The 14,108-nt window shown below is 69.0% G+C and carries 13 protein-coding genes; 9 read left to right on the top strand and 4 right to left on the bottom strand.

Going from position 1 to position 14,108, the window contains the following annotated elements; all coding sequences use genetic code 11:
- Position 1 precedes the first annotated feature (1 nt).
- From ACZ5KV_RS03470 to ACZ5KV_RS03460, 3 genes are all read right to left on the bottom strand, one after another.
- The gene (locus ACZ5KV_RS03470; protein ID WP_464240951.1) at positions 2-1,861 is read right to left on the bottom strand and encodes a non-ribosomal peptide synthetase; all 1,860 of its coding nucleotides are present in this window, start codon (positions 1,859-1,861) and stop codon (positions 2-4) included.
- Positions 1,858-2,616, bottom strand: coding sequence for a 4'-phosphopantetheinyl transferase family protein (locus ACZ5KV_RS03465; protein WP_464240950.1), 759 nt, complete (start codon positions 2,614-2,616; stop codon positions 1,858-1,860). Before ACZ5KV_RS03465 ends, ACZ5KV_RS03470 begins: the two co-directional genes overlap by 4 nt.
- 477 nt (positions 2,617-3,093) lie before the next feature.
- Complete coding sequence (locus ACZ5KV_RS03460; RefSeq protein ID WP_464240949.1) at positions 3,094-3,852, bottom strand: thioesterase II family protein; 759 nt, start codon at positions 3,850-3,852, stop codon at positions 3,094-3,096.
- A gap of 694 nt (positions 3,853-4,546) precedes the next feature.
- Between ACZ5KV_RS03460 and ACZ5KV_RS03455 the strand changes: the two genes are divergently transcribed.
- On the top strand, positions 4,547-5,206 hold the full coding sequence (locus tag ACZ5KV_RS03455) for a class I SAM-dependent methyltransferase (protein WP_464240948.1): 660 nt from the start codon (positions 4,547-4,549) through the stop codon (positions 5,204-5,206).
- Positions 5,207-5,629: 423 nt separating this feature from the next.
- Here ACZ5KV_RS03455 and ACZ5KV_RS03450 read toward each other — a convergent pair whose 3' ends face one another.
- Positions 5,630-7,357 (bottom strand): glycosyltransferase family protein, encoded by a 1,728-nt coding sequence (locus ACZ5KV_RS03450; protein WP_464240947.1) that lies wholly within the window; start codon positions 7,355-7,357, stop codon positions 5,630-5,632.
- Between the two features lie 83 nt (positions 7,358-7,440).
- Here ACZ5KV_RS03450 and ACZ5KV_RS03445 point away from each other — a divergent pair, with 83 nt between their 5' ends.
- The 8 genes from ACZ5KV_RS03445 (at position 7,441) to dnaA (ending at position 14,047) form a co-directional block, all read left to right on the top strand.
- Positions 7,441-8,037, top strand: coding sequence for an RlmE family RNA methyltransferase (locus ACZ5KV_RS03445; RefSeq protein ID WP_464240946.1), 597 nt, complete (start codon positions 7,441-7,443; stop codon positions 8,035-8,037).
- 69 nt (positions 8,038-8,106) lie between these two features.
- On the top strand, positions 8,107-8,856 hold the full coding sequence (locus ACZ5KV_RS03440; RefSeq protein ID WP_464240945.1) for a YebC/PmpR family DNA-binding transcriptional regulator: 750 nt from the start codon (positions 8,107-8,109) through the stop codon (positions 8,854-8,856).
- 9 nt (positions 8,857-8,865) lie between these two features.
- Positions 8,866-9,378 carry a crossover junction endodeoxyribonuclease RuvC gene (gene ruvC / locus ACZ5KV_RS03435; protein ID WP_464240944.1) on the top strand — a complete coding sequence of 171 codons (513 nt, stop codon included), beginning with the start codon at positions 8,866-8,868 and terminating at the stop codon, positions 9,376-9,378.
- Positions 9,375-9,986, top strand: a complete 612-nt coding sequence (gene ruvA, locus ACZ5KV_RS03430; protein WP_464240943.1) for a Holliday junction branch migration protein RuvA — start codon at positions 9,375-9,377, stop codon at positions 9,984-9,986. The genes ruvC and ruvA overlap by 4 nt, the downstream gene beginning before the upstream one ends.
- 2 nt (positions 9,987-9,988) lie before the next feature.
- Entirely contained in the window at positions 9,989-10,990 is a 1,002-nt protein-coding gene (gene ruvB, locus ACZ5KV_RS03425; protein ID WP_464240942.1) for a Holliday junction branch migration DNA helicase RuvB, read from the top strand.
- Entirely contained in the window at positions 10,987-11,673 is a 687-nt protein-coding gene (gene thyX / locus ACZ5KV_RS03420; RefSeq protein WP_464240941.1) for an FAD-dependent thymidylate synthase, read from the top strand. Before ruvB ends, thyX begins: the two co-directional genes overlap by 4 nt.
- Positions 11,670-11,930 carry a hypothetical protein gene (locus ACZ5KV_RS03415; protein WP_464240940.1) on the top strand — a complete coding sequence of 87 codons (261 nt, stop codon included), beginning with the start codon at positions 11,670-11,672 and terminating at the stop codon, positions 11,928-11,930. The genes thyX and ACZ5KV_RS03415 overlap by 4 nt, the downstream gene beginning before the upstream one ends.
- A 707-nt stretch (positions 11,931-12,637) precedes the next feature.
- Positions 12,638-14,047 carry a chromosomal replication initiator protein DnaA gene (gene dnaA / locus ACZ5KV_RS03410; RefSeq protein WP_464240939.1) on the top strand — a complete coding sequence of 470 codons (1,410 nt, stop codon included), beginning with the start codon at positions 12,638-12,640 and terminating at the stop codon, positions 14,045-14,047.
- The last annotated feature ends 61 nt before the right edge of the window (positions 14,048-14,108 follow it).

Genomic DNA, 14,108 nt, shown 5'->3' with positions numbered 1-14,108 from the left:
GTCAGAATCTCACTTGCTCGCGCGAATGTTGCCGGGAGGGGGCCGGCGCCGCGGGCCTGGCCGAGGCGATGAACATTTCGACGAGCTGCGCTGTTTTGGGGTTCGAGAAGTATTCCAGGGGTACCCACACCCCGGTCTGGCGGTGCAGCGTGCCGATCAGGGCGGCGGCCACCAGGGAGTTGCCGCCCCGGGCGAGGAAGGAATCCTCGGCGTGGAAGGTGTCGTCGCGCAGCGCTGCACGGAAGGCTTCGAGCACGCAGGACGCCTTTTCTCCGGCGGCGGCCCGGTGCAGGGGCGGCGGGGGCAGTTGCGCGGCGTCCACCTTGCCGTTGGGATTCAGCGGCAGGGCGGGCACGAAGAGGATATGGCGCGGGAGCAACGCCGGAGGGAGATGCCCGCCCAGGAATTGCCGCAGGCCTTCCCGGGCGGCGTCCTCGTCCGCCTCGGGCAGGGGGGAGTCCATGACGGCATAGGCGATCAGGCCATTTTCGGCGTGGTGGACGACATGGCCGAGGCGGACGCCGGGGGCCGCATTGAGCAGGGTTCTTATTTCGCCGAGTTCGACCCGCATGCCGGAAATTTTGACCTGATCGTCGAACCGGCCGCTGACCGTCAGGCGGCCGTCCGGTGCCAGCATGCCCCGGTCGCCGGTGCGGTAGGCGGTGTCCGCCGGTGCGGCCGGGTCGGGGATGAAGGCCGCCGCTGTTCGTTCCGGATCGTCGAAATATCCCGCCGCCACCCCCTGCCCGCCGATGACGACCTCGCCCCATTGCCCGGGCCCGAGCTGGCGGCCCCGGCCGTCGACGATGTGGATGGAGGCCGTGGGCAGCGGCCGACCGGCGGGGATGACGGCTGTCTCGTCGATGGCGTCCAGGCGCTCGACGGTGACGAACACCGTGCATTCCGTGGGGCCGTAGGTGTTGTAGAACGCCTTGGGCGGCGCCGTATCCAGGACCCTCCTGCAGAGTGCGCTGTTGGGCAGTTCGCCGCACAGGATGAGCTTTTCCAGCGCGCCGAACATTCCGGCGTCCTGGGCCGCCAGGGCGTTGAAGACCGCCGTGGGGAGCACGGCGTAGTCCAGGCGGCGGTGGTGCATGAAGTCCAGGCAGCGCCGGGAGTCCAGGAACGTGCCCGGGGGGGCGCAGGCCAGGGTGCAGCCGTTGAGCATGCTGCCCCACGTCTCGGCCACGGAAAGGTCGAACGCGGTGGCGCAGCAGGACGTGACCCGCCTGCCCGGCCCGAAGCCCGGGCACTCCGGTGCGGTGGCGAACTGCGCCACGTTGCCGTGGGTGACGACCACGCCCTTCGGCTCGCCCGTGGAGCCGGAGGTGAAGAGGATGTAGAGCGGTGTGTCCGAAGTCGTCTTTGGCGAAGGAGCCCACGCTGGCCCGGCGGGCCTGGCGGCTTCCGCCCGGGCGTCCACAGGGAGAACGGATTTTGCCGCGAGCAGACGCGCGGGAACAGGGAGCTCGGGCGCAGTGAGGGCCACCCGTGCGCCGACCCTGGTCAGGACATGGGCTATCCGCCCTTCGGGCCAAGCCATGTTGATGGGCACATACGGCACACCGGCCTTGGCGGCCGCCATGCAGCCGATGAGAACCTCGCAGGTCCTGTCCAGGAACAGCGCCACCGGGGCGGGCTTGGGGCCGGAGAGCTCCGCGATGCTCGCGGCCAGCCGGGAGGAGGCCCGATCCAGTTCCTGGTAGGTGAGGGCGCTGTCGCCCCGAAGGCAGGCGGGATTTTTCGCATGCTCCTCGGCCATGGCCGCGAAGCGGTGCAGCAGGGGGGACCCGCCGTTGCCCCGCGCCTCCGTGTGGGAACGGCGGGGGCTTTTGCGCGTGTTTTCTTCGGGTTTGTTCATGGTCGTCCTTCGCCTGCGCGTTCCCTCGCGGCGCCATATGCGGCGGGGAATTTGTGGATGGACACGGAGGGCATTTCTTCCGGGGCAGCGAGGCAGCACACGGCAAGAAAGCCGTCGAGCGATGCATCAAGGTGGGAGCAGGGCACCGACCGGATGCTCAGTGGTTCTCCCGACACTCCGCCGCACGTGGCGAGGCCGTCCCGCTCCTGCACGGCAAATTTTTGAAAATCCCAGTGCAGGCCGAGCCCGAGGGCTTTCGCCGCCGCCTCCTTGAGCGTCCAGTGGCGGAGAAAGGCCTCGGCCGGAGCCGCCGACGAGAGCACGGCCCGCCGTTCCTGCGGATGCAGCGCGGTGTCGCAAAGCTCCTGCCAGGGAAGATGCGGGTCGATCATTTCAACGTCGATGCCGCACTCCCCGGCCCGGGTGACCGCCACGGCGGCCAGCGGCCAGCTATGGGAAAGATTGAAGAACAGGGGGCGCCCGGATGCGGTTTGCCCAAGGAAAGGTTTGCCGAGGGCGCGCCGGGGCAGGGCGGCCCCGCGGGGGATCGAGCCGGGGTCGTATCGCTCCAGGAGCAGGCGGAGCATGGCGTGGGCCGCCAGGAAGAGCAGGGCCGCCTTTGGGGCCCTGAATTGTTCGAGCCGGTCCAGTTCGTCGTCGGACAGGGTGCCCGCCAGGGCGTTGTAGGCGGGTGTTTCCCGCAGGGGCCGGGGAAGGCCGCGCGCCTGAATATGGGGTGAGAGACCGGGGAACATGCCCTTGGCCGAGGCCACCCAGACGTGCAGTTCGCCGTCTCCTGGCGTGGGTGCGGAGCGTGGCGGAGCGCCGTGTGCCGCTGGCTCCTGGCGGGGGCGGTCGTGACAAAGTGTCCAGGGCATGGTCGTTTTGGCGTGGTCTCCCGCTGTGGGTTGGCTGCAATCCGTCAGGGGTACTGTGCTTGGGGAAAGGCCGCTGCCCGGAATTGCCCATGAAGTAATCGAAAACGATTTTCATTATCATGTGAGGCCGCAGCATCATGAAAGGGAGCGGCATGACGCGCTGCCCTGGCCGTGTTTGGGGTGCTGGGAAGATGCGCCCGGCGTTCGTCCGGGTGTTTCCCGGCACGAGGCGGGCCTGCGCTCGGCGGGCGTCTGGCGTGTTCCGGCTGTCTGTCCGGACCATGCTCCGGCTGGCGCGCCTGGCCCATCGTCCGGTCCGCGCTCCTTCCGGATGGGGCTTGTTGTGCTGCGCCGTCAGGCGCAGGCCCGGTAGGTTTGGCCGATGTAGGAAAGCAGCGCGTCCTGCTCCGTGTTGATGTAGAAGTGCCCGCCACGAAAGAGTGTGATCCGGCATGAAGCGTCGGACAGCTCGTCCCAATGTCGCAGCAGTGCGGGCGGTGCATCCGCATCCGCATCGCCGCAGCAGACGTGGATGGGGGCGCTTATTTTCGGGGCCACGCTCGGGGTGTAGGTTTCCAGCAGCCGGTAGTCGTCGCGGACGATGGGCAGGAAGAATTCCAGGAACGCGGGGTCGGCCAACAGTTCTTCCTGGGTTCCGCCGAGGCGGCGCATTTCCGCGATGAGTTCGGCGTCGCTGCCGGCGTGCAGCCGGGGGCTCTCGTCGCAGATGTGTGGGGCCACCCGCCCGGACAGGAAAACGCACCGCGCGGGTGGGTGCCCGAGCCGGGCCAGGGAGCGGGCTGTTTCCAGCGCCAGGACACTGCCGAGGCTGTGACCGAACAGGCAGTACGGTTGCCGACCGGCGGCGGAGATGCTTGCCGCCGCCGCCGCCGCTGCCTGCGTGAGCGTGGCGCAGAAGTCTTCGCCTGTGCGCCTGCCGCGCCCGGGCAACTCCACGGGGCAGACGGCCAGGCTTTCCGTCAGACGCGACTGCCACAGGCGGAAGGCTTCGGCGCTGCCGCCAGCATTGGCGAAGCAGTAGAGGCGGGGGAGATGGGCCAGGCCTGGGGGCGGGCCGAGAATCCAGGCGCCTTCCTCCGGGGCGGTGTTCACTGCGCCGTCGTGGCGTGGCACTTCCGCTGTCCGCCGTGTTTGTTCCGGTTTCAAGGGATTCATGGGCTCCTCGTCTGCTTCGGCTCCTGGTTCCATTTCGGGGGATGCCGTCCCGGGGTCGCTCTGGGGCGTTCTCGCGCGGCCTTTCGGGGCGGTAACCGCTTCGAGCGCCGATCCTAGCGCAAAGCGGGATGGCGTTTTGCCCTGAATGGGCAAAATTATGTTCCTAAAACCCGGTCGGCCGCGTTGTGTCTGCGAATGGGCCTCCCGCGCGTCACGACGTGTTGGCCTTCTTCTCGTGCCATTGACAATCTGCCGCTATCCAATTTAAGCACTCTTCGTGTTACGATTTTCTGTTCATGGCTAAAAGAAAAATGGCGGAATCCGGCGCCAGACATCCACCGGCCAGCATGCGACCTCGCTGGTCGTCACCCCGAAGGACCCGCGCACCGCTTCGACGGTCGGAATGTGCCGTGGGCGCGCGATGCCCGGAGGGAGCGTTCCGGCAGAGATGCACGGCGGCAATTCTGCCAAACCCGCAACAAGACGCCCCGGCTGCCCGCCCCGGCGTCGGCATGGGAGCACGCAGCACATGGGAACACCCGCGCAAAGTGGCGACAGGAAGGCGTTTTGGGACGCCAAGGCCCGCACTTTTCCCCGCTATGAAGAGGGCGACAGCAACTATGAGGCCGGAGTGCTGCGGACCATCCGCGAGCATGGGGTGGACTTCGGCGGCAGGACGGTGCTCGACGTGGGCAGCGGCAGCGGCATGTATACCCTGCGTCTGGCCCGAGAGGCACAGCGTGTTACCGCTGTGGACATTTCTCCGGTGATGCTCGACATCCTGGCCGAGGACGCGGCGGGCCTGGGCATCGGCAACATCGAATACGTGTGCTCGGACTGGATGGATTTCCAGCGCCGGGAGACGTTCGACGTGGTTTTCTGCTCCATGACGCCCGCCATCCAGAGCGACGAATCGCGCGAAAAGCTGCTGGGGCATGCCCACGGCTGGACCGTGTTCATGGGCTTCGCGGGCCTCATGCGCTCGGATGTCATGGCCGGGCTGCTCGCGCATTACGGGCTGGAGCCCAAAGTCATGCACAACGGGCCGGAGATGCGCGAGTGGCTCACGGGCCGGGGCATCACGCCGACATCCGTCATTCTGGACGGCCAGTGGACGGTGCCCAAGGGCCTGGACGCGGCGCTGGACGCCTGTTCCACCACCCTGACCCAATACGGCGTGACCCCGGACCAGGACCTGCTGCGCGAGCATCTTGCGCGCTTCGAGGAAGAGCCGGGGGTCTACGTGGAGCGGACCGACTACAAGATCGAACTGCTGCTGTGGCAAAAATAGCCCGGCGGGCGGCCTGAGCGCCTGCCCACCCGGCCACCGGCGGCGCGGTCACCAAAGACCGCGCCGCCGCTGCCATGGGCCACACCGGCCTTGCCCCCGGTGTGCCGTTGGTGCATCCGCCCTTGGAGGCCTGCTCCAAGGGCGCCTCCCCTCTCTACAACATTACCATGTTAGCGTGCTGCGATTTTTTGCAAGGCCAGTACGGTTGCGGTGCCGGGTGGCGCCGTGTGCGTATCCATTGAATGAGAAATCCCCCGCGACGGCGCGCCGTCGCGGGGGATTCAATAGCGTTGTCATGGGTAAATGAAGGATATGGGGCGTGCTTATTGTGCTTCGCGCTCTAGCCCAAAAAGAACGGGCTGTATTCATTTTTAAACGGTGGAAAGATGTTTTGATATTATAGCCTCCCCATATCTCCGCGCCCTACACCCCCAGCCACTCCCGCAGCGTTGCCACGCGGTGGGCGTAGGTGTGGTGGGTGAGGATTTCTGTGCGCCAGGCGGTTTGCACGTCGTGGCGCAGGGGGGTGCCGGGGGCGAGGCGGCGGGCCAGGGCGGGGAGGTCGGCGGGGGTGGCGAAGCGGACCTCGCGGGTCAGTTCCTCGGGGAAGAGGGCCAGGCCCGGGGTGGCGTCGGTGAGCAGCAGGCCGCCCGCCGTCCAGACATCGAAGTGCCGCTGGGTCAGGCCGTGGGGCAGCAGCAGGCTGGTGGCGTTGAGGGTCCAGGCGGCCTGGCGGTAGATGGCGGGCAGGGCGGTGTAGTAGTCCACGGGCGGGCGCAGGTCGGCCCCGGCGGGCAGGCGCTCGGCCCAGCCCTGGTCGCCGTAGACCGTCAGGCCCAGAGGCGCGGCGGCTTCCAGGCAGGCGGCGCGCAGCTCGCGGCTGGCGGCGTCGGCCCCGGCCCCGATGCGCCGGGCCTCGGCTCCGGGCCACAGGGGCCAGATGTCCAGCCGCTCGGCCCACCAGTTGTAGTCGGGCCGCCCGCCCGCGCCGAGCATGGCCCGGGCCGCGTCCCACTGCCAGCGCGGCACGGCGCTGCCCGCGAAGAATTTCTCCCGCCCCGGGAACTGCGAGCGGCCCACGAAGACCATCCGTTCGCCCAGTCCCAGGTCCGGTTCCCGGGCCGTGCCCGCGCCTGAGGATTCGCTCCGGACCGGCGCCATGGCGCTGCGGTCGTCCGGGGCCGCGTCCGAGCCTGCGCCCGGGGATTCGCCGCCGCCCGGGCGGCCTGCCTCCGCGATGCCTCCGGCCATGCCTGCGCCTACGCCTCCTGCCGTCCCTTCGCCGTCCACCCCCGCGTCCCTTCGGGGCGCGAACAGCTCCGGGCACGCCGCCAGGGGCAGGTGCAGCACCTCGCGCGCGCCGTGCAGGCGCAGGGCCGGGGCGAAGGATGCATCGGTCACCGCCAGCCGGGCCCGGGTCCAGAAGGGCGAGCGCAGCCCGCTGACCAGATGGAACGGATTGTCCACGCACCAGACGCATACCGGCACCCGCGCGGCGTCCAGCAGGTGGAACAGCTCGCCGAAGGGGTCCAGGCCCTTGAAGTTGACGCACAGGAACAGGGCCGGGCGCTCCTCGCGCAGCAGGGCGGGCACCAGCTCGCCCGTGCGCTTCGGGGGCAGCACGCGCACGGCCAGCCCGGCCCGGGTCAGCGCGGCGGCCAGCTCGCGCACCAGCAGGTCGCCCTCGGCCCCCGGCAGCAGCACCGACGGCCGGGGCACGGGCAGGGCGGCGGCCACTCCCGGCCCGGCCAGCAGCCCCCCCAGGAAGCGGCAGCGCCCGAGCAGCGGCCCCCAGAACGATGGGAACAGCCGCACCCCGGGGCGATAAACCCACAGCTCGGCCCCGGCGATGAGAAATTCGTCCAGGTCGCCGGGGTCGAGGAAGCGCCAGTGCCCGGGCAGGGCCGCGTGCCACGAGGGCGGCATCTGGGTCTTGAACCCGGGGGCCTCCATGGCGTATACGGCCCTGCCCGGCGGCAGCAGGGCCGCAGCCTGGGCCGGGTCCGGCCCGACGCCGAGCAGCAGCACATGGGCGCCCGGGCCCCGCGCGCCCTGTCTCGTCAGGCAGGCGAACTGCGTCGGGCCCTCCGGGGGCGTCTGGAGCATGCCCAGTTCGGTGGTGATGCGCGCTCGTTCGGGGCGTGGGGTCATGTTCGCCGTCCGGGGCCATGCCGGGTGTTGCGGCCCCCGGGGGTCGCCTGTTACAAGAAATTTTCCCGCAGGTCGCCAATCACATGAAAAAGTACCGGGACCATTATTTCGAGCGGGCCAAGCGCGAGAACTACCCCGCGCGCTCGGTCTACAAGCTCCAGGAGCTGGACAAGCGCTTCGGCCTGTTCCAGCCGGGTATGACCGTGCTCGACCTCGGCGCGGCCCCCGGCTCGTGGACCCTGTGGGCGGCCAAGAAGGTCGGCCCCGGGGGCTTCGTGCTGGCGGCGGACATCCAGGCCACGGAAACGGGCTTTCCCGGCAACGTGGCCTTTTTCCGCGAGGACGTGTTCCAGCGCTCCGCAGCCTTCGAGGCCGAGCTGGCCGCGCGCGGGCCGTTCAACATGGTCATATCCGACATGGCGCCCAGCACCACGGGCCACAAGGCCACGGACCAGGCCCGGTCCATGAACCTGTGCGAAGAGGCCCTTGCCGTGGCCCTTGTGACCTTGGTAAAGGGCGGGCACTTCGTGGTCAAGGTGTTCCAGGGGCCCGACGAGCAGGCCTACCGCGAAGCCCTGCGGGCCCGTTTCGGCAAGGTCAGGACGTTCAAACCCAAAAGTTCGCGCCCGGAGAGCAAGGAAATCTTCTACGTGGGCCAGGACTTTCTGGGCCGGGAATGACCCGGCGCCGCGCCGCCCCCGGCGCGCGGCACAACCATATCACTACATTCAGCGCATTCGGAGGACACCATGGCCGGTCATAGCAAATGGGCCAACATCCAGCACCGCAAGGGGCGCCAGGACGCCAAGCGCGGCAAGGCCTTCACCAAGGCCGCAAAGGAAATCATCATCGCCGCCAAAAGCGGCGGCAACGTGGACATGAACCCCCGCCTGCGTGCCGCCATCCAGGCCGCCAAGGCCGTGAACCTGCCCAAGGACAAGATCGAGAACGCCATCAAGAAGGGCACGGGCGAGCTGGCGGGCGGCGAAATGTTCGAGGTGCAGTACGAGGGCTACGGCCCCGGGGGCATCGCCATCCTCGTCGAGGCCGCCACGGACAACAAGAACCGCACCGTGGCCGAGGTCCGGCACATCCTCTCGCGCGGCAACGGCAACATGGGCGAGGCCGGATGCGTGGCCTGGATGTTCGACAAGAAGGGCACCCTGTACTTCGACAAGGCCAGGTACAGCGAGGAGCAGATCATGGAGGCCGGGCTGGAGGCCGGGGCCGAGGACGTGGTGGACGACGACGAGGCCTGGGAAGTGCGCTGCGCCCCCGAGGACTTCGCCGCCGTGCAGCAGGCCTTCGACGACGCGGGCCTGGAATACTCCTCGGCCGAGATTTCCATGATCGCCCAGAACAACATCGATGTGGACGTGGACACCGGGCGCAAGCTGGTGAACCTCATCGACAAGCTCGAAGACAACGACGACGTGCAGAACGTCTTCCACAACGCCGAGCTGCCCGACGAACTGTTCGCCGAGCTGGAGCAGGGCTAGCCCCCGGCCATGGCGGACGACGGCCTGCTCGTGCTGGGCATCGACCCCGGCTCGCGCGTTACCGGCTTCGGGCTGGTGCGCGAGGTGTCGGGCCGGGCCATGCTTGTGGAGGCGGGAACCATCACCACCGGCGCCGAAAAGGACCTGGGCCGCCGCCTGGGGCGCATCCACGCCGGGGTGGCCGAGCTTGTGGCCCGCCACCGGCCCGACGTGGCCGCCGTGGAGAACGTGTTCGTCTCGCGCAACACCATGAGCGCGCTCAAGCTCGGGCAGGCGCGCGGGGCGGCCATCGCCGCCGTGGCCGTGGCGGGCATTCCCGTGGCGGCCTACGAGCCCACGGTGGTCAAGAAGAACCTCGTGGGCGTGGGCAACGCGCCCAAGGGCCAGGTGGCCTGGATGGTCGCCCACTCCCTGGGCATGAAGAACCCCGGCTGGGCCGAGGACGCCTCCGACGCCCTGGCCGTGGCCCTGTGCCACCTCAACCAGCGCCGGTTCGACCGGCTGGCGGGAACGCGCTCATGATCGCCTATCTGCGGGGTACGGTGGTGGCCCGGGCCGAGAGTTCCTGCGTGGTGCTGACCCCGGGCGGGGTGGGCTACGAGGTCGGCCTGACGGTCCATGCCGCCGCCGGGCTGCCGCGCCAGGGCGAGGTGGAGCTTTTCGTGCAGACCATCGTGCGCGAGGACGCCCTGGAGCTTTACGGCTTCGCCACCTGGGACGAGCGCGAAACCTTCGCCCTGCTGCTGTCCATCAGCAAGCTCGGGCCCAAAACGGCCCTGGCCATGCTCTCGGTGTTTTCGCCGGACGACCTGCGCCGGGTGGTCCTGGCCGACGATTTCATGCCCCTGGTGCAGGTGCCGGGCATCGGCAAGAAGAGCGCTCAGCGCATCTTCATCGAGCTGAAATACAAGCTCGAACCCGGCGGCGTGGCCCCGGGGCCGCTGCCCGGGAGCCTGCCCGGCCCGGCGGCGTCCGTCTTCCGCGACGCCCTGGCGGGGCTGACCAATCTGGGCTATGATGAAACCCAGGCCCGGGGCGTGCTCGAAGCCGTCCTGGGCGCGGAACCCGACCTCGACGTGGCCGGCGCCCTGCGCGCGGCCCTGCGGCATATCTCCAAGGCGCGCGAATGAACATGGCATCCGTTCCCCCCCCGGCCTGCGGGCCCGGCTCCGACGACGGCATCCGCCCGCGCAGGCTGGATGAATTCATCGGCCAGGACGAATTGCGCGCCAACCTGCGCGTGTTCCTGGCCGCCGCGCTGGAGCGCGGTCAGGCCATGGACCATTCGCTGCTCTACGGCTGTCCGGGCCTGGGCAAGACCACCCTGGCCCAGATCCTGGCCAGCGAGCTGGGCGTCAACCTCGTCAGCACCTCCGGGCCCGTGCTGGAGCGTAGCGGCGATCTGGCGGCCATCCTGACCAACCTTTCGCGCCACGACATCCTGTTCATCGACGAAATCCACCGCATGCCGCCGTCGGTGGAGGAAATCCTCTATCCGGCCATGGAGGACTTCAAGCTCGATCTGGTCATCGGCCAGGGCCCCGGCGCGCGCACGGTGAAGATCGACCTGGAGCCCTTCACCCTGGTGGGCGCCACCACGCGCATCGGCCTGCTGACCTCGCCCCTGCGCGACCGCTTCGGGGTCATCGCGCGCCTGGAGTTCTACGCCCCGGCGGACCTGGCGCGCATCGTCACCCGCGCGGCGGGCATCCTCGGCGTGCCGCTCACGCCCGAGGGCGCCCTGGTCATCGGGCGGCGTTCGCGCGGCACCCCGCGCATCGCCAACCGCCTGCTGCGCCGCGTGCGCGATTTCGCCCTGGTGGAGGGCGACGGCACCGTGGACGCCGCCGCCGCCGAGGCCGCCCTGGAGCGGCTCGACGTGGACGGCTCGGGCCTGGACACCATGGACCGCAAGATTCTTTCCGTGCTCATCCATCACTACTCGGGCGGCCCCGTGGGCGTGAAGACCCTGGCCGTGGCCTGCTCCGAGGAGGTGCGCACCATCGAGGAAATCTACGAGCCCTATCTCATGCAGTGCGGCTTTTTGAAGCGCACCCCGCGCGGGCGCGTGGCCACGGCCAAGGCCTACACCCACATGAACCTCATCGCCTCCGGCCAGGGGACCCTTTCGTGAAAATCGTCGATGCCGGCTTCCAGATCATGGCCCTGCCCGACCCCGAGAGCGTCCTGGCGCACATCGAGGCCGCCGGGCGCACCTGCTACAAGTCCGAAGACAGAACGACCCCGGACTCGGGGCGCGAATTCGTGGCGCGCATCCTGCGCTCGGGCCACGAGAGCGTCATCGAGCACGCCTCGGCCACGGTGCGCTTCGTCTGCGACCGTGGGGTGACCCATGAGCTGGTCCGCCACCGGCTGGCGTCCTACAGTCAGGAATCCACGCGCTACGCCAATTATTCCAAGGACCGCTTCGGCAGCGAGATCACCGTGATCCGCCCGCTGTTCTGGGCCGAAGGCAGCCCGCAGTACGCGCTTTGGGCGCGGGCCATGCGCGAGGCCGAGGCGGCCTACCTGGAACTCATGGCCGCCGGGGCCAAGGCCCAGGAGGCCCGCTCCGTGCTGCCCAACAGCCTGAAGACCGAGATCGTCATGACCGCCAACCTGCGCGAGTGGCGCCACGTCATGCGCCTGCGCTGCGCCGGGGCGGCCCACCCGCAGATTCGCGAGATCATGCTGCCCCTGCTGGACGAGTTCTCCCGGCGTATCCCCGTGGTCTTCGACGACCTGCGCGAGCAGTTCGCCGGGGACATCGCGGCCTTTGCGGCCCTGGCGGCCCGCCCGGCGGGAGGCGCGGCGTGAGCCGGGCCGAAACGCCCGCCGCCGCCCGAGCGGTGATGGACGACGTGCCCGCCGCGCGGCCGTATATCGACGAGGCCGGGACGCTGGTCGTCCCGGCGGACTGCGACCCGCGCTACCGCTGGTGGACCCGCGAGGGCATGAAGCTCGCCAAGCTGCTGGTGGAGCTGCACGCCTCGCGCAGCGTCTGGGAGCGCTACCTGCCCGACCCCTACCCCGAGGAACTCCAGCGCGAGAACTACCCGCTGCTGGAGGGCTGAGGCCGCCGCCCGGCGGCCGGGGTTCCCTTGCCTTCACTTCCGGGGCGCCGTGATCCGCTGCGGCCGGAGCGCCGGTTTCCTTGCCGCGAGTCCCGGCGGCCCCGGGCCCCGGCCTCTGCCCGTGCGCCGTTTTGTCCGCCCATTACCGCTAATCGGCTCAGACGTGCCGATTTCGGCCCTGCCGTCGGCGTCTGGGCCCTTGGCGCGTCCTGCGCCGCGTCCTGCGGGACGCGCGTCCCGGGATGCGCGCCGGGCGCCGGGTTTTGTCCTCCGTGTCGCTCTTGTGCCAATTTTGTGTATAGTGCCCTGTTTCTTTTGACCATGGCCGACCGCCCGAACCGGGAGAAGCCGGAGGCCCGGGGAGCCCGGCCCGGCCCGAGTTTCGCGTGTTGTCAAGAATAAAGGCCGCGCATGAGCGACATTGTTCAAGGCCCGGTCACAAAAAAAGGCATCAGGATTGATAAAACGACGATTCGTTGAAAAGTCCCTGTGGAAAACTTTTTAGGGGATGTTCCACTTGACCTGTGGCAACCCTTGCCCGGTGCCCGTTCCCTGGGGGCCACGGGTTTCCGCGCCTTGAGACGAATTCTCATGTATTAGAAGTGGTTGTCATGTTGGGGAGATGTGGGGAAAGCCTTGTGTGACGGCCCTGCGACGCCGGATTCTCCCCGTTGCCCGAGTGCCGGAATCGGCCTAGAACACGCTCCATGATGAACGCGTGGCCTCAGACACTGAGCATCCTGGAAAAGACGGTCAATCCCGGTCTGTACCAGGTCTGGATCAAGCCCCTGGACGCCGAGGTCGCCGACGGACGGCTGACCCTCTTCGCCCCCAACGCCTTTGTGGCCTCCTGGGTCCGCGACCGGCTGCTGGAAACCATCGCCGAGGCCGCGGCCCAAGCCCTGGGCGCGCGCCCGGCCATCGACGTGGCCGTGCGGCCCCGGGCCATGCAGAGTGCCCCCTGCCCCGACACGGCCGCGCGCCCCGCCGCTTCCGGCGGCAACGGCAAGGGCAACGGCAAAGCCGCTTCCGCGGCCCGGCGCCCGCCCCGGCAGGACCAGCTCGGCCTGCCCAACCTCGTGCCCCAGAGCCTGTCCACCCTGTCCTGGCGCTTCGGCTTCGAGGATTTCGTGGTCGGCCCCTGCAACGAGCTGGCCTATGTGGCCGCCAAGGGTATGACCCGGGGCGGGCTGGACTTCGACCAGATGTTCCTGAACTCGGCCCCCGGCCTGGGCAAGACGCACCTGCTGCAATCCATCGGCCGGACCATGGCCCAGGCCAGCAACCGCTCCAACGTGCGCATCGCGTACCTGACCGCCGAGGAGTTCGCCACGCAGCTCATCCTGTCCATCCGCGCCCGCGAGATGGAGCGCTTCAAGAACCGCTTCCGCGACAACGTGGACGTGCTGCTGCTGGAGGACATCCACTTCCTCCAGGGCAAGGAGCGCACCCAGGACGAGCTGCTGGAGACCCTGAAAGCCCTTCAGGCCCGGGGCTGCAAGGTCGTGCTGTCCAGCTCGTTTCTGCCCCGCGAACTGAAGGACGTGGACGACCATCTGGCCTCGCGGCTGTGCTCGGGCTTTTTGGCCACCATCGACCGCCCCTGCTACGACACCCGGCGGCGCATCCTGGAGAGCAAGGCCCGCCAGCACCAGGTGACCCTGCCCGGCGACGTGTCCGACTGCCTTGCCGAGCACCTGACCGACGACGTGCGCCAGCTCGAAAGCTGCCTGCAAAGCCTGGTGCTCAAGGCCCGCCTGCTGGGCGAGGCCATCACCATGGACATGGTCGCCCAGGTGCTGCGCAACTATACCTGCACCGACACCGGGACCATCAGCTTCCAGAAGATCCTGGAGCACATCTGCCGCAGTTTCGGCGTGGAGCCCACGGCCCTGGCCTCCAAGAGCCGCCGCCGCGACATCGTGCAGGCCCGCAACACGGCCTTCTACCTGGCGCGCCTGCACACCGACATGCCCCTCAAGCAGATCGGCAGCCAGCTCAACCGCCGCCACTCCACGGTGCTCAAGGGCATCACCAACGTGGAGCGCGAAATCCGCCTCCAGACGCCCCTGGGCCGCCAGATCGACTCCGTGGCCGGGCGCATCAAGACCCTCTAGCGCCGCCCGGTGCGGCGCAGGCTGGCGAAACCTCCGGGTTGCGGCGCATCGGGCCGTGGCC

It is taken from the genome of Desulfocurvus thunnarius (genome assembly GCF_055390965.1).
The sequence above is the reverse complement of the archived record's forward strand: the minus strand, read 5'-3'. Positions and strand labels throughout refer to the sequence as shown.

Excerpts from the sequence above, each read along its gene's own strand:
- dnaA (WP_464240939.1), top strand. The coding sequence starts at position 12,638 with ATGATGAACGCGTGGCCTCAGACACTGAGCATCCTGGAAAAGACGGTC.
- ruvB (WP_464240942.1), top strand. The coding sequence starts at position 9,989 with ATGGCATCCGTTCCCCCCCCGGCCTGCGGGCCCGGCTCCGACGACGGC.
- ACZ5KV_RS03470 (WP_464240951.1), bottom strand. The coding sequence starts at position 1,861 with ATGAACAAACCCGAAGAAAACACGCGCAAAAGCCCCCGCCGTTCCCAC.
- ACZ5KV_RS03440 (WP_464240945.1), top strand. The coding sequence starts at position 8,107 with ATGGCCGGTCATAGCAAATGGGCCAACATCCAGCACCGCAAGGGGCGC.
- ACZ5KV_RS03445 (WP_464240946.1), top strand. The coding sequence starts at position 7,441 with ATGAAAAAGTACCGGGACCATTATTTCGAGCGGGCCAAGCGCGAGAAC.
- ruvC (WP_464240944.1), top strand. The coding sequence starts at position 8,866 with ATGGCGGACGACGGCCTGCTCGTGCTGGGCATCGACCCCGGCTCGCGC.
- ACZ5KV_RS03465 (WP_464240950.1), bottom strand. The coding sequence starts at position 2,616 with ATGTTCCCCGGTCTCTCACCCCATATTCAGGCGCGCGGCCTTCCCCGG.
- ACZ5KV_RS03450 (WP_464240947.1), bottom strand. The coding sequence starts at position 7,357 with ATGACCCCACGCCCCGAACGAGCGCGCATCACCACCGAACTGGGCATG.
- ruvA (WP_464240943.1), top strand. The coding sequence starts at position 9,375 with ATGATCGCCTATCTGCGGGGTACGGTGGTGGCCCGGGCCGAGAGTTCC.